Annotated in this window: 12 protein-coding genes and 1 riboswitch; of the genes, 7 read left to right on the top strand and 5 right to left on the bottom strand. The window is 72.9% G+C overall.

The features are described from left to right. Position 1: 1 nt before the first annotated feature. On the bottom strand, positions 2–1,291 hold the full coding sequence (gene thrC / locus ACH4E8_RS06695; RefSeq protein ID WP_398445045.1) for a threonine synthase: 1,290 nt from the start codon (positions 1,289–1,291) through the stop codon (positions 2–4). A gap of 17 nt (positions 1,292–1,308) precedes the next feature. Next, positions 1,309–1,473: riboswitch (SAM riboswitch) on the bottom strand. 228 nt (positions 1,474–1,701) lie between these two features. On the opposite strand from thrC, the gene ACH4E8_RS06690 reads away from it, so the two are divergent. From ACH4E8_RS06690 to ACH4E8_RS06680, 3 genes are all read left to right on the top strand, one after another. Further along, the gene (locus ACH4E8_RS06690; protein ID WP_398445042.1) at positions 1,702–2,640 is read left to right on the top strand and encodes a glucosyl-3-phosphoglycerate synthase; all 939 of its coding nucleotides are present in this window, start codon (positions 1,702–1,704) and stop codon (positions 2,638–2,640) included. Between the two features lie 50 nt (positions 2,641–2,690). Further along, the gene (locus tag ACH4E8_RS06685) at positions 2,691–2,957 is read left to right on the top strand and encodes a hypothetical protein (protein WP_398445040.1); all 267 of its coding nucleotides are present in this window, start codon (positions 2,691–2,693) and stop codon (positions 2,955–2,957) included. Positions 2,958–3,103: 146 nt separating this feature from the next. Next, positions 3,104–4,516, top strand: a complete 1,413-nt coding sequence (locus ACH4E8_RS06680; RefSeq protein ID WP_398445039.1) for a trehalose-6-phosphate synthase — start codon at positions 3,104–3,106, stop codon at positions 4,514–4,516. Positions 4,517–4,866: 350 nt separating this feature from the next. Here the strand turns inward: ACH4E8_RS06680 and otsB are convergent, their stop codons facing one another. The 3 genes from otsB to ACH4E8_RS06665 all read right to left on the bottom strand — a co-directional run bounded on the left by otsB (position 4,867) and on the right by ACH4E8_RS06665 (position 7,507). Continuing rightward, the gene (gene otsB / locus ACH4E8_RS06675) at positions 4,867–5,841 is read right to left on the bottom strand and encodes a trehalose-phosphatase (protein ID WP_398445037.1); all 975 of its coding nucleotides are present in this window, start codon (positions 5,839–5,841) and stop codon (positions 4,867–4,869) included. A 10-nt stretch (positions 5,842–5,851) separates the two neighbouring features. Continuing rightward, positions 5,852–6,154 carry a DUF3263 domain-containing protein gene (locus ACH4E8_RS06670; protein ID WP_398445035.1) on the bottom strand — a complete coding sequence of 101 codons (303 nt, stop codon included), beginning with the start codon at positions 6,152–6,154 and terminating at the stop codon, positions 5,852–5,854. Positions 6,155–6,223: 69 nt separating this feature from the next. Next, entirely contained in the window at positions 6,224–7,507 is a 1,284-nt protein-coding gene (locus ACH4E8_RS06665; protein ID WP_398445033.1) for an extracellular solute-binding protein, read from the bottom strand. A gap of 545 nt (positions 7,508–8,052) precedes the next feature. Between ACH4E8_RS06665 and ACH4E8_RS06660 the strand changes: the two genes are divergently transcribed. Continuing rightward, positions 8,053–8,979 carry an SIS domain-containing protein gene (locus ACH4E8_RS06660; RefSeq protein WP_398445031.1) on the top strand — a complete coding sequence of 309 codons (927 nt, stop codon included), beginning with the start codon at positions 8,053–8,055 and terminating at the stop codon, positions 8,977–8,979. A gap of 296 nt (positions 8,980–9,275) precedes the next feature. Here the strand turns inward: ACH4E8_RS06660 and ACH4E8_RS06655 are convergent, their stop codons facing one another. Next, positions 9,276–9,662 carry a hypothetical protein gene (locus ACH4E8_RS06655; protein WP_398445029.1) on the bottom strand — a complete coding sequence of 129 codons (387 nt, stop codon included), beginning with the start codon at positions 9,660–9,662 and terminating at the stop codon, positions 9,276–9,278. Positions 9,663–9,882: 220 nt separating this feature from the next. Between ACH4E8_RS06655 and ACH4E8_RS06650 the strand changes: the two genes are divergently transcribed. The 3 genes from ACH4E8_RS06650 (at position 9,883) to nagA (ending at position 13,481) form a co-directional block, all read left to right on the top strand. Then, positions 9,883–11,199 (top strand): helix-turn-helix transcriptional regulator, encoded by a 1,317-nt coding sequence (locus ACH4E8_RS06650; protein WP_398445027.1) that lies wholly within the window; start codon positions 9,883–9,885, stop codon positions 11,197–11,199. A gap of 147 nt (positions 11,200–11,346) precedes the next feature. Continuing rightward, positions 11,347–12,285, top strand: coding sequence for an ROK family protein (locus ACH4E8_RS06645; protein ID WP_398445025.1), 939 nt, complete (start codon positions 11,347–11,349; stop codon positions 12,283–12,285). After that, positions 12,285–13,481 carry an N-acetylglucosamine-6-phosphate deacetylase gene (gene nagA, locus ACH4E8_RS06640; RefSeq protein ID WP_398445023.1) on the top strand — a complete coding sequence of 399 codons (1,197 nt, stop codon included), beginning with the start codon at positions 12,285–12,287 and terminating at the stop codon, positions 13,479–13,481. The genes ACH4E8_RS06645 and nagA overlap by 1 nt, the downstream gene beginning before the upstream one ends. Positions 13,482–13,605: the final 124 nt, after the last annotated feature.

Genomic DNA, 13,605 nt, shown 5'->3' with positions numbered 1-13,605 from the left:
GTCAGCCGGCCAGACCGGCGGCGCGGAAGGCGTCCAGGCTCGGCCGGATCGTCGCCGACGGACCGGTGGTGCCGGCGACCGCGTCCAGCGTCTTGAGGCCGTCGCCGGTGTTGAGGACGACGGTGGTGAGCGTCGGGTCGAGCACGCCCGCCTCCAGCAGCTTCTTGGTGACGCCGACCGTCACGCCGCCCGCGGTCTCCGCGAAGATCCCCTCCGTGCGGGCGAGCAGCTTGATCGCCTCGACGACCTGCTCGTCGGTGACGTCCTCGACCACGCCCCCGGTGCGGCGGGCGATGTCCAGGACGTACGGGCCGTCCGCCGGGTTGCCGATGGCGAGCGACTTCACGATGGTGTCGGGCTTGACCGGCCGCACGACGTCGTGGCCCGCCTTGAAGGCGGCGGAGACCGGGGAGCAGCCCTCGGCCTGCGCGGCGATGATCCGGTACGGGCGGTCCTCGACCAGACCCAGCTTGATCAGCTCCTGGAGCCCCTTGTCGATCTTGGTGAGCTGGGAGCCGGAGGCGACGGGGACGACGATCTGGTCCGGGATGCGCCAGCCGAGCTGCTCGCAGATCTCGTACGCGAGGGTCTTGGAGCCCTCGGCGTAGTACGGGCGCAGGTTGACGTTCACGAAGCCCCAGCCCTCGCCGATCGGGTCGCCGATCAGCTCGGAGCAGAAGCGGTTCACGTCGTCGTAGGTGCCCTCGATGCCGACCAGCTCGCCCCCGTAGACCGCGGCCATGACGACCTTGCCCTGCTCCAGGTCGTGCGGGATGAAGACGCAGGAGCGCAGCCCGGCGCGGGCCGCGGCGGCGCCCACCGCGCCGGCGAGGTTGCCGGTGGAGGAGCAGGAGAGGGTGGTGAAGCCGAAGGCGCGGGCGGCCTCGACGGCGATGGCGACGACGCGGTCCTTGAAGGAGTGCGTCGGGTTGCCGGAGTCGTCCTTGACGTAGAGCCCGCCGGTGACGCCCAGCTCGGCGGCGAGCCGGTCGGCCTGCACGAGCTTGGTGAAGCCGGGGTTCACGTTCGGCTTGTCGGCGACGTCGGCGGGGACGGGCAGCAGGGGTGCGTAGCGCCAGATGTTGGCCGGTCCGGCCTCGATGCGCTTGCGCAGCTCCTCCGGGTCGCCCGTGGGCAGGTCGTACGCGATCTCCAGCGGGCCGAAACAGGCGGCGCAGGCGAAGATCGGGCCGAGCGGGAAGCGCTCGCCGCACTCGCGACAGGAGAGCGCTGCGGCGGGGCCGAGGTCGGGGGTGGTGGTCGCGGTGCTTGCGGCGGTCTGCACAGCCATGGAGGCGAGGCCCTTTCTCCTCATCTTCCTCATGGCGCATTTCGCCATGAGACGGATTTGGCACCTTCCCTAGCCGGGAGCCTCGCGACGCTGCGGCGCTTGGGCGCACTGCACGACGGAGACCGGCTGGAGGGTTGCCGGGGCTTCAACGGGCCGTATCCCTCTGCCCCTCTGGATGAGCGGTATTCGATTGTGAACGGCGGGGTGGAACGCATCGAACGAGTCGATCGCGACGTTCAACCATGGGGCCGTTCGGCGCGGGGACCCCGACATGCGATGGCCATCCGCGTTGTTCAAGACTGTAACCGAAGGTCCGGGCGGTTGAGATAGTCGTCCGAACCGCGAGATGGGTCACAGCGGGCGCCGGACGGTTCGACGGCGGGCCGCACGGACGGAGGAGTTGGGGGCACGTGCTCGATGAGGTGGAGCGGTGGCTGGCGACGCGTTCCTGGTCGGCGGCGGACCGTCCGCTGAGCGCCCTGGTCGCGGCCAAGCGGGGGACGACGGTCAGCGTGGTCCTGCCCGCCCTCGACGAGGAGGCCACCGTCGGGGAGATCGTCCGGGTGATCCGCCGGGAGCTGATGGAGCGGGTGCCGCTCGTGGACGAGTTGGTGGTGGTCGACTCCGGGTCCACGGACCGTACGGGCGAGGTGGCCGCGGCGGCGGGCGCACGGGTGGTCCACCGGGACGAGGTCCTGCCGCGGATCCCTGCACTGCCGGGCAAGGGCGAGGTGCTGTGGCGCTCCCTGATGGTCACGCGCGGTGACGTCGTCTGTTTCGTCGACGCGGATCTGCGGGACTTCTCCGCGGACTTCGTCTCCGGGATCGTCGGCCCGCTGCTGACCAATCCGCAGGTGCAGTTCGTCAAGGCGATGTACGACCGACCACTTGGCGAAACCGCAGGTCAGGGCGGCCGGGTGACGGAGCTGGTGGCGCGCCCGCTGCTCAATCTGCACTGGCCGCAGCTCGCCGGCTTCGTGCAGCCGCTGGGCGGCGAGTACGCGGCGCGGCGCTCGCTGCTGGAGCGGCTGCCCTTCCCCGTCGGTTACGGAGTGGAGCTGGGTCTGCTGGTCGACGCGCTGCACACGGTGGGGCTCGACGCGCTCGCGCAGGTCGACGTGGGGACGCGCAAGCACCGGCACCAGGACGGGCAGGCACTGGGGCGGATGGCGGCGGCGATCTACCGGACCGCGCAGCTTCGGCTGTCCCGCGGGCACTTGGTGCGGCCGGCGCTGACCCAGTTCGAGCGGGGCGAGGACGGCTTCGTACCGCGCACGCACGCGGTGGACACGGAGGAGCGGCCGCCGATGCGGGAGATCGACGAGTACGCGGCGCGTCGTGCCGCCTAGTGGACGGTTTATATCCGAAAATCCTATATGTGTATGCGACTGAGCAACGTGTGACACCGGAGCTGACCGCACGGCTGACCCCGCGGCGAACGGGCCCCGCGCTGCCCCGACCGCTGAGACGTCGACGGGCCCTGCGGCTCACGGGGCTGCTGGCCCTGCTGGTCCTCGTCGTGGCCGCCGTCGCGGGGGCCGCGGCGCCGCCCGCGCCCTCGGGTCCGCAGCTCTGGCTGCTGGGCGGGCTGGTGGTGGCGCTGGCGGCGGCGTGCGCGGTGGCCTTCGCGGCGACCCGCACCCGACGCACCCCGCCGAAGGGGTAGCTCGGGGCGAAAACCCGCCCCGGGCGCCCCGGGAGTCGCGGGAGCCGGCGGGCGTCGCCGGAGCCGGCTGAAACCCCACCGGCGACAAGACGCCACTCGACCGTATGTGCGTTTGCCGGCCGGGGCTGCGGGCTAAGTTCTGGCACATGGCTGCCGAACCTTCCGCCACTCCGTCCCGCGCCCGGATCCTGGTCGCTTCCAACCGCGGGCCCGTCTCGTACGCCCTCCTGGACGACGGCGGGCTCGACGCCAAGCGCGGCGGCGGCGGGGTGGTGTCCGGGCTGTCCGCGATCGGCGCCCGCGAGGACTCGCTCTGGGTCTGCTCCGCCCTCGGCGACGGCGACCGCGAGGCGGTGCGGCGCGGGGTCGGCGAAGCGGGCGTCCTGATGCTCGACATCGCCCCCGACGTCCACTCCGACGCGTACAACGGCATCGCGAACTCGGTGCTCTGGTTCGTCCACCACATGCTGTACCAGACCCCGCTGGAGCCCGTGTTCGACGAGGAGTTCCGCCGCCAGTGGCGCTCCTACGAGGAGTACAACCGCGCCTTCGCCGACGCGCTCGCCGAGCGGGCCGCCGAGGGCGCCGCGGTGCTCGTGCAGGACTACCACCTCGCGCTGGTCCCGGGGATGCTCCGGGAGCGCCGGCCCGACCTGCGGATCGGGCACTTCTCGCACACCCCCTGGGCCCCGGTGGACTACTTCCGGCTGCTGCCGGACGACATCGCCGAGCAGCTCCTGCGCGGCCTCCTCGGCGCCGACCGCACGTGCTTCCTGACCCACCGCTGGGCGGACGCGTTCACCGCCTGCTGCACGGAGGTGCTGGGGCCGGACGCGCTGAAGGGCACCCGGATCGGGGTGCACGGCCTGGGGGCCGACGCGGACTTCCTGCGCGAGCGGGCGCACCGGCCGGACGTTGCGGAGCGCATGGCCGCGCTGCGCGAGCAGATCGGCGGACCGGACCGCCGGACGGTCGTGCGGGTGGACCGCACGGAGCTGTCGAAGAACATCGTGCGCGGCCTGCTGGCCTTCCGGCACCTGCTGGCGACCCGCCCCGAGTGGCGCGAGCGCGTGGTGCACCTCGCCTTCGCCTACCCCTCCCGCCAGGACCTCGCGGTCTACCGGGACTACACGGCCGAGGTGCAGCGCGTCGCCGACGCGGTCAACGAGGAGTACGGCACGCCGGGTTGGACGCCGGTCGTGCTGCACGTGAAGGACGACTTCGCCCGCTCCCTCGCCGCGTACCGCCTCGCGGACGTCGCCCTGGTCAATCCGATCCGCGACGGGATGAACCTGGTCGCCAAGGAGATCCCCGTCGTCTCGGACGAGGGCTGCGCGCTGGTGCTGTCGCGCGAGGCGGGGGCGTACGAGGAGTTGGGCGCGGATGCGGTGACGGTCAATCCGTACGACGTCACGGGCACCGCGGACGCGCTCCACGAGGCGCTGTCCCAGCCGCCCGCCGAGCGCGCCGCGCGGACCGCCCGCCTCGCCGCGGCCGCGACCGCGCTCCCCCCGCGGCATTGGTTCCTGGACCAGTTGGAGGCGCTGACCCGGGCGTAGCTCGCGCTCCCCCGTGCCGGGGGACTGAGCCGCCGTGGCCCTGCGGGTGCGTTGGTCTCCACCGGCCGCTGGTGGCCTGTTCGCGCAGTTCCGCCCCCTACGCCCGGAGGACGTGGGGGGGGGACCCCAGCGCCCCTGTTTCGCTCACCCTGTCGGTTGCCTGCAGGACAGGGGTTTAGGGGCGCGGGAAACTGCGCGACCAGCCCACTACCGGGCCGCAGACGCCACCACTGCACGGCCCCCACGGCGCCATCGCGCCCGGCGAGGCAACGGCGCTGTTGGGAAGGGCACGCTGGACACTGCGGGCAAAGTCATCAGGCCGGGGCACGGGTCGTCTGCCGGGAGGCATTTCAGATCGCTTCCGCGAGGGCCGCGAGGAAGGCGACGACCGCAGGCGGGCCGGGGAGGAGCAGGTCGGCGCGGTCGGCGAGTTCGGTGACCTCGGTGCTGGCGCTGCACACCAGGAGGCCCGGCAGGCCGTCGGAGCGCAGCTTCTCGACCGCTGCGTACGCGGGCAGGTCGCCCAGGTCGTCACCGGCGTACAGCACCGCCTCCGCGCCGACCTCCCGTACGTATTCGGCCAGGGCGACGCCCTTGTCCATGCCGGGCGGGCGCAGTTCCAGGACCATCCGGCCCGGCTCCAGGACCAGGCCGTGCTGGGAGGCGAGGGTGGCGAGGGGCTCGCGCAGGGAGTCGAAGGCGGCCTGCGGGTCGGTGGCGCGGCGGGTGTGGACGGCGACCGCCTGCCCCTTCTCCTCGATCCAGGTGCCCTGCCAGGCGCCGAAGCGGTCGAGGTAGCCGGGGAGTTCTGCGCGCACCGCGCTGACGCCCGGGTGCGGCGCGGGGGCGTGGACCGTGCCGGTGACCGCGTCCCAGCGCTCGGAGCCGTAGTGGCCGAGGACGACGAGGTGGGCGAGGGCGTCGACGCCGGCGAAGCCGCCGTAGCGCACGGCCACGCCCGCGGGGCGGCCGGTGACGACGGCGACGTGGCCCACCTTGGGGGCGAGCCGGGTGAGCGCGGGCACCGCGCCGGGGTGGGCCCGGGCCTGCTCGGGGTCGGGGACGATCTCGGCGAGCGTGCCGTCGAAGTCGAGCGCGACCACGGCCTTCTCGGGGCGGGCCAGCAGCGCGGCCAGCCCTTCGCGGCCGGCGGGCGTCGACGGCTCCGGGAGCACGGAGCCGGAGCCGGAGCCGAGGCCAGAACCGGAGCCGGAGCCGAGGCCCGAACGGGAACCGGGGGCCGGGCCGGAGTCGGGGCCGCGCTCGGCGGGTCCAGCGGGTTCGGGGGTGTGTGACGCGTCCGGGGAGTACGGAGAGCTGCCCATGGCGCCGACCCTATCGGCGCGCGCGTTTCTCGTCTCTGACCCGACGGAGGCGGTTGACCGTAACCGGATCGTGCGCGAGCGCCTGCTCGTCGTCCAACAGGGCGTTCACCAGCTGGTAGTAGCGGACCGGGGACATGCCCAGCTCTTCGCGGACCGCCCGCTCCTTGGCGCCGGGGCCGGGCCAGGAACGGCCCTCCATCGCGAGGACGGCGCGGTCGCGGTCCGTCAGGGCGCGCCGCCGCCCCGGAGGCGCGGCGTGCCCGGTCGCCCCGGGCTCCTCGGCAGCCGCGTCGGCAGCGGGTTCCTCGGTCATGCGATCCAACATAACCCCGGGCCCCACGCCCCGACGCGGGCCGCCCCACTCCGCTCCGCCCACCCCGCTCTACTCTTCTTCCTTCGCCTCCGCCTTGGACGCCTCGTGGGCTATCGCGTCCAACACCTGCTCCGGGTCGCCCTCCGGCGCGACGGCCTGCCCGATCGTCTGCTTGACGGTGGTGCTCACCGACGACCACGACGTCTTGTTGACGGGCGGCAGCACCGAGTTCGGCAGCTCCGCCAGGAAGCCCTTGAGCTTGGCGTACTTCGGGTCCTCCTTCATCGCGTGGCTCGCCGTGGTCGTCACCGGCAGCAGGTTGTTCTGCCCGGCGAAGGCGAGGACGTTCCCGTCCTCGAAGACGAAGTCGAGGAAGGCGCGGATCTCGGAGCGGTTGCCGTTCTGCTTGAAGCCCATGATCCAGTCGGCGACGCCCATGGTGGTCTTGGGCTTGCCCTTGCGGCCCGGCACCGCCACCATCCCGAGGTCGATCCCGGCCGCCTCCGCGGTCTTGATCAGGGACGGATGGCCGTTCAGCATCCCCACCTCGCCCTTGGCGAACGCCGCGAACGCGTCCTTGCGGTTGAGCTTCCCGGGTGCGACCGGGCCGGTCAGCCCCGGCTCCACCAGGTTGGACTTCAGCCAGGAGAACGTCTCGACGTGCGTCTCGGAGTTGATGGCGTACGTCCCGCCCGTCTGGGTGTAGCCGGAGCCGCCGTCGTCACCGCCGAGCAGCCACAGCATCGTCTCGGCCTGCGCCTCCTCGGGGCCGAGCGGCAGCGCGTAGGGGTACTTCGCGTCCGTGCCCTCCTTGAGCTGCTCCGCCGCCGCCCGCAGTTCCTCCCAGGTCCGCGGGGGCTGCTCGACCCCGGCCTGCTCGAAGAGCTTCTTGTTGTAGAAGAGGAGCCGGGTGGAGGCGACGAAGGGCATGCCGTACTGGACGCGGCGCTGTTCACCGGCGTCCCGCAACGGCGGGAGGAAGTTCGCCTGGGTGGTGAGGGAGAGCACGTCGTCGGCGGCGTAGAGCTTGTCGTCGGCGGCGTAGTCCGCGTATGCACCGACCTGCGCCACGTCCGGCGCCTTCCCCGCCTCCACCAGCTCCCGGACCGTGCGGTCCACGTCCGTCCAGGGCTCGATCCGTACGTCGACCTTGATCTTGGGGTTCTTGGCCTCGAAGGCCGAGACGAGCCCCTTCCAGTACTCCTTGCTGCTCTGGCCGCCGTCGACGTCGTAGTCGGCGGCGACGAGCTGGAGGGTGACGTCGGACTCCTCGTCCGACGAGCAACTCGTGAGCGCCGTCGCCAGGGACAGGGCGACGAGGGTGGCGGTCAGTCCGAAGAGGTGCCGTTGCACAGCGGTTCCCCACTTGGTCATCGGCAAGCCGGCGGTCCGGGAGCGGTTTCGACGGGCCGGGCGGCTGAGCCGTAATCGTGGCGCGCGGGCCTGCGGCGCCCGGTGGGCGCGTCGCGCGCAGACCGGGCCGTCGTGCTCCGGAACCCCGAAAGCTCTGGGGGCACCGAACCCCCCGAACCCCCCGAGACGCCTGACACCGCCCGGATCGACGAGCGATTTTTCACCCTGGGGATGCAGAGGTCTACTCCAGTGGGTCTCACTTCTGCAACTTCTTTGGATTTTCCTCGATCACTTTTCCGAGCCTCCGCGACATCCACACACTTGACACGAGATCAACTGACTTCACCCGACTTTCGCGGACCCTCCGTGACTTCCCTCGACTCCCCCGGATTTCCTCGGGCTCCCCACGACCCGGCAGGGCTTCCGGTGGCTTCCGACGGCTTCCGGCAGGTCCTCGAGAGGGGCGCCGCCATTGCCGGGGCGGTCGGCCGCCTGCTAAGCACGTTCCGGTACGAAGTGGTCCACCCGCGCGAGGAGCCCGACGCATGTCCCGTACGTCCCGTCCGTCCCGCACCGCCACCGAGATAGCGACCCAGCCGGCTTCCTGGCGCCGGGCGGCCGAGGCCGCCGCGGCCTTCGACGGGCTGCCGCGGCCCGGCGAGCGGGTGGCCGTGACCGGCTGCGGCACGTCCTGGTTCATGGCCATCGCGTACGCCGCGCTGCGGGAGGCCGCGGGGCAGGGCGAGACGGATGCCTTCGCCTCCTCCGAGTTCCCGTCGGGGCGCTCGTACGACCGGGTCGTGGCGATCACCCGGTCCGGTACGACGACGGAGGTGCTGGCACTGCTCGACGCGTTGAAGGGGCGCGGCGCGCCGACGGTGGCGCTCACCGCGGACCCCGGGACGCCGGTGATGGCGGCGGCGGACGCGGTGGCCGTGCTCGACTGGGCGGACGAGGAGTCCGTGGTGCAGACCCGGTTCGCGACGACCGCGCTGGCGTTCCTGCGCGCGGGGCTCGGCGCCGGGCCGGACGTCGTGCCGGGCGTGAAGTCGGTCGCCGACGCCGCCGTGGACGCGGAACTGGCGCTGACCGAGCCGCTGCCGGAGGCGGTGCTCGCCGCGGAGCAGTGGACGTTCCTCGGCCGCGGCTGGACCTACGGCCTGGCGTTGGAGGCGGCGCTGAAGATGCGGGAGGCGGCCGGGGCGTGGACGGAGGCGTATCCGGCGATGGAGTACCGGCACGGGCCGATCGCCGTCACCGGGCCCGGCCGGGTCGCGTGGGCCTTCGGCGAACTGCCGGAGGGGCTCGCGGTGGACGTGGCGCAGGTGGGCGGGACGCTCGTCGCCAACGCGCCGTGCGACCCGCTGGCGGACCTGGTGCGGGCACAGCGACTGGCGGTGGCGATCGCGGAGGCGAAGGGGTACGACCCGGACCGGCCGCGCAACCTCACGCGGAGCGTGATCCTCGGCTGAGCCTCACGCGCAGCGCGATCCTCGGCCGAGCGTCCTGCCCGGCGTGGCCCTCGGCCGAGCGGCGGCGGTGCGCGGCACCGGCCCGCACCGCCCGCGGGCAGGTGTCCGACGCTCCGACCCGGCCAGTCCGCCGATTCGGCGCAATGCCGCCAATGCCGCGGATCCGGCGATTCCGGCCGCGGCTCCGACGGGAAACTCCACGGCCGCACGGCGTTTCCGACGGGCCCACCGACGAGATCCGGCCATCGTGGGCCCCGACCCGTGCGGCGCGGGCGCAAGGCCCGTCGCCCGTGCGCCTACCAGTCGTCGTTGGCCCGGCCCTTGGTCGGGTGCGGGATCACCAGGGCGGTCTGCGGACACCGGTGGTAGAAGTCCTCCACCGCGGCGATCTCCGCCGGGGTGCAGCCCAGCAGGAGCTGTACCTCTGCCCGGTTCCGGTGCGGGTCGACGGTCACGACCAGCGCGGTCACCTCGACCCGGCCCGTACCAATCCAGACGTCGACGCCCTCCACGTCGCCGCCGTGGGTGCCTTCCAGATAGCCGTGGTCCAGCGGGTAGATCCAGTCCGGGAAGCGGGGGTGCCGGCTGCCCTTGGGGCGGTCGACGCGCATCGCCGCGCCCGCGGTCACCTTCTCCATCTCCCGCCAGAAGTCCGTCGCGTGCAGCGCCCGGGCGGGGGTCATCCGGCACCTCCGCTCTCCCTCGCCCCGGGCATGTGCCCCGGTACTAAGCCGCTGCCTGCGCCATCGCCGTTCAGCACGTACTGCTCCCCCCATCGCTCGGTCGTGGACGTCAGTCCACCCCCTGCGCCCCTCCGCTGTCAGGGAGTTGGCCGTAGTCCCGCTGTAGTCCCGGAGGATTCGCCCCTACGCTGCCGGGGACGCTGGACGATGGGACGACGCCGTGGACGACCCGATCCGCCACCCACTGACCCATGCACGGACCGAGCGCGGTTGGAGTCAACCGGAACTCGCGCGGGAGGTCCGGCGCGCGGCGCTGCGGCGCGGGTTGCGGTCCGGGGTGGAGCGGCAGCGCATCTGGAAGTGGGAGAACTACCGCGCCGTTCCCGACGCCGACTCCCAGGCACTGCTCGCCGAAGTGTTCGAGATCGACCGGGGGCTCGTCGAGTCCTTCGACTGGCCCCACTGGCTGCCGGGTCGGGACGATCCGCTCCCGCTCGGTCCGCACAGTCCCGTGCCCGCACTCCGAGAGGCCCTGCGAGCTGCCATGGACCGACGCGCGTTCCTGACGTACAGCACCACCGGCCTCACCGGTCTCGCCCAGCAGTGGGCGGGGTCGGAGCCGGTGGCGGTGGCGACCACGCCCTTGGAGGGCAAGACCGTCGGGGCGGAGCTCGTCGGCCTGCTGGAGGCCACCGGGGTGCACCTGACCGAGCTGGTCACCGAGCAGCGGCAGCACACCCGTGCGCTGCTGGACGCCCATCTGACCACCGTCACCGACCTGATCGAGCACGGTCGTTACGGGCGGGCGGCGGGGCGGCGGCTGCACGCGCTGGCGGCCCGGCTCTCCCAGACCGTGGGGTGGCACCGCTTCGACCAGGACCGGCACGCCGCCGCGAGCCGCTTCTGGCACGGCGCCCTGCACAGCGCCTACGCGTCGGGCGACCGGGACCTGGGGGCGGGGGTGCTCAGCGACCTGGCGTACCAGGCCACCTGGTTGAAGGATCCGGGCACGGCGGTGGACATCTTGGAGAGCGCGGTGCCGCGGGCCCGGCACCCGACCGCGCGGGCGCTGCTCCACCTGCGGCTCGCCCGGGCGCGGGCCGCGCTGAACGAGTCCCGGGAGTGCCATCGGGCGCTGGCGGCGGCGGAGCGGGAGTTGGGCACGGCCGCACTGGAGCCGGCGCCGGCCTGGTGCGCCTGGATGTCGCCGGCGGATCTGCTGGTGGACTCCGGGCAGTGCCTGATGGACCTGGGGCGCGGGCGGGAGGCGCGTCGGCTGATCCGCGAGGGGACGACGCTGCTGCCGGCGACGCGGAGCAAGACGCGGGCGGTCTTCCTGACCTCCGAGGCCCGCAGCCTGCTGCACACCGGCGAGGTCGAGCAAGCGGCGCGGGCCGCGAAGGAGTCGCTGGCGCTGGCCGAGCGGATCGGGGCGCCGCGCTGCGGGGCGCTGGTGCGCGAACTGCTGCCGGGGTTCGCTCCCCACCGGGACGCCGAGGGCGTACCCGAACTGCTCCGGCTGGCCCACGCGCACTGAGATCGGCACGACGGGGCGCCCGGGCGGGAAGCCGAGAATCCAAACGGAACTTTTACGGTCACACCCCCTCTTATCGATTTGTATGTCTGCGCAACAATTAGGGATAGTGGACTAGACCTGTCGCCGGGTAGCCGCCAGACTGTCTGCGTGAGACACGTCATCGCCCTCGATGTGGGCGGCACCGGCATGAAAGCCGCCCTCGTCGGGGTGGACGGCACGCTCCTGCACGAGGACAGACGCGCCACCGGGCGCGAGCGCGGAGCCGACGCCGTCGTGCAGTCCATCCTCGACTTCGCCGAGGAACTACAGGACTACGGCGTGCGGAGCTTCGGCCAGAGCGCCCTCGGCGCCGGTGTCGCCGTCCCCGGGATCATCGACTCCGAGAACGGGATCGCGGTCTACTCGGCCAACCTCGGCTGGCGCGACGTCCCCATGCGCAGCATGATCAGCCGCCGACTGCGCGGCATCCCGGTGGCCCTCGGCCACGACGTGCGCACGGGCGGACTCGCCGAGGGCCGGATCGGCGCCGGCAAGGGCCACGACCGCTTCCTCTTCGTCCCGCTCGGCACCGGGATCGCGGGCGCCATCGGCATCGCCGGCACCATAGAGGCCGGCGCGCACGGGTACGCCGGCGAGATCGGCCACGTGGTCGTCCGCCCCGACGGACCCGACTGCGGCTGCGGACAACGCGGCTGCCTGGAGACCTTGGCGTCCGCCTCCGCAGTGACACGTGCCTGGGCCGAGGCCAGCGGCGATCCCTACGCGGACGCCGCCGACTGCGCCAAGGCCGTCGAGTCCGGCGACCCCAGGGCGGTCGCGGTCTGGCAGGACGCGGTGGACGCCCTCGCCGCCGGGCTCGTCACCGCGCTCACCCTGCTGGACCCGCGCACCCTGATCATCGGTGGCGGGCTCGCCGAGGCCGGGGAAACGTTGTTCACACCGCTGCGGGCCGCGGTCGAAGAGCGCGTCACGTTCCAGAAGCTGCCCGCCATCGTCCCGGCCGCCCTCGGAGACACCGCAGCGTGCCTGGGCGCCGGACTGCTCGCCTGGGATCTGATCGCCACCGACTCGGAGGTAACCGCGTAATGGCCGCACGCGCCGCACTCGCAACCAGCGCAGCGGGCGCCGCTCGCGCCGACAGCACGACCCTCACCGGGGCCCGCGTGGTCCTGCCCGGCGGCACCGTCGAGAACGGGACCGTGATCGTCGAGGGCACCTCGATCGCCGCCGTCGGCCCCGGGCCCGCGCCGGAGGGCACCCCCGTGCGCGACCTGACCGGCCACTGGGTCGTCCCCGGCTTCGTCGACCTGCACAACCACGGCGGCGGCGGCGCCTCCTTCACCGGCGGCACCGCTTCGGAGGTGCTGCACGGCGTACGGACCCACCGCGAGCACGGCACCACCACCCTCGTCGCCTCCCTCGTCACCGCTGACATCGATTTCCTGGTCCGTCGCGCCGGCGAACTCGCCGAGATCGTCCAGCAGGGCGACATCGCCGGCATCCACTTCGAGGGCCCCTTCATCTCGCCCTGCCGCAAGGGCGCGCACAGCGAGGAGCTGCTGCGCCACCCGGACCCGACCGAGGTGCGCAAGCTGATCGACGCGGCGCGCGGCACCGCGAAGATGATGACGCTCGCCACCGAGCTGCCCGGCGGCATCGAGTCGGTGCGGCTGCTCGCCGAGCACGGCGTGATCGCCGCGATCGGCCACACGGACGCCACGTACGAGCAGACCGTGCAGGCCGTCGACGCCGGCGCGACCGTCGCCACGCACCTGTTCAACGCGATGCCGCCGCTCGGCCACCGCGCGCCCGGCCCGATCCCGGCGCTGCTGGAGGACGAGCGCGTCACCGTCGAGCTGATCAACGACGGCACGCACCTGCACCCGGCCGCGCTCGAACTCGCCTTCCACCGCGCCGGTCCGCGCCGCGTCGCCTTCATCACCGACGCCATGGACGCGGCCGGCTTCGGCGACGGCGTCTACCAGCTCGGCCCGCTCGCCGTCGACGTCACCGACGGCGTGGCGCGGCTCGTCGAGGGCGGCGCGATCGCCGGCTCCACGCTGACGCTGGACACCGCCTTCCAGCGCGCCGCCACCGTGGACCGCATCCCCGTCGAGGACATCGTCCAGGCGATCTCGGTGAACCCGGCGAAGCTGCTCGGCCTGTACGACCGGGTGGGCTCGCTGGAGCCCGGCAAGGACGCCGACCTGGTGGTGCTGGACGAGGAGTTCGCGCTCAAGGGCGTGATGCGCCAGGGCACCTGGATCGTCGAGCCCAAGTAGGACGCCCGCACGAGCAGGACGTACGAGCAGGACGTGCGCGTACGTCCTGCTCGTACGTCCTACGGGCAGCACGTACGAGCGGGAGACCGCGGCGACGCGGAACCCAAACAGGGCGATTTGCCCA

Origin of the sequence: Streptomyces sp. NPDC017979 (assembly GCF_044328175.1) — a bacterium.
GTDB lineage: Bacteria > Actinomycetota > Actinomycetes > Streptomycetales > Streptomycetaceae > Streptomyces.
This window is presented reverse-complemented; position numbering and strand designations above follow the sequence as displayed.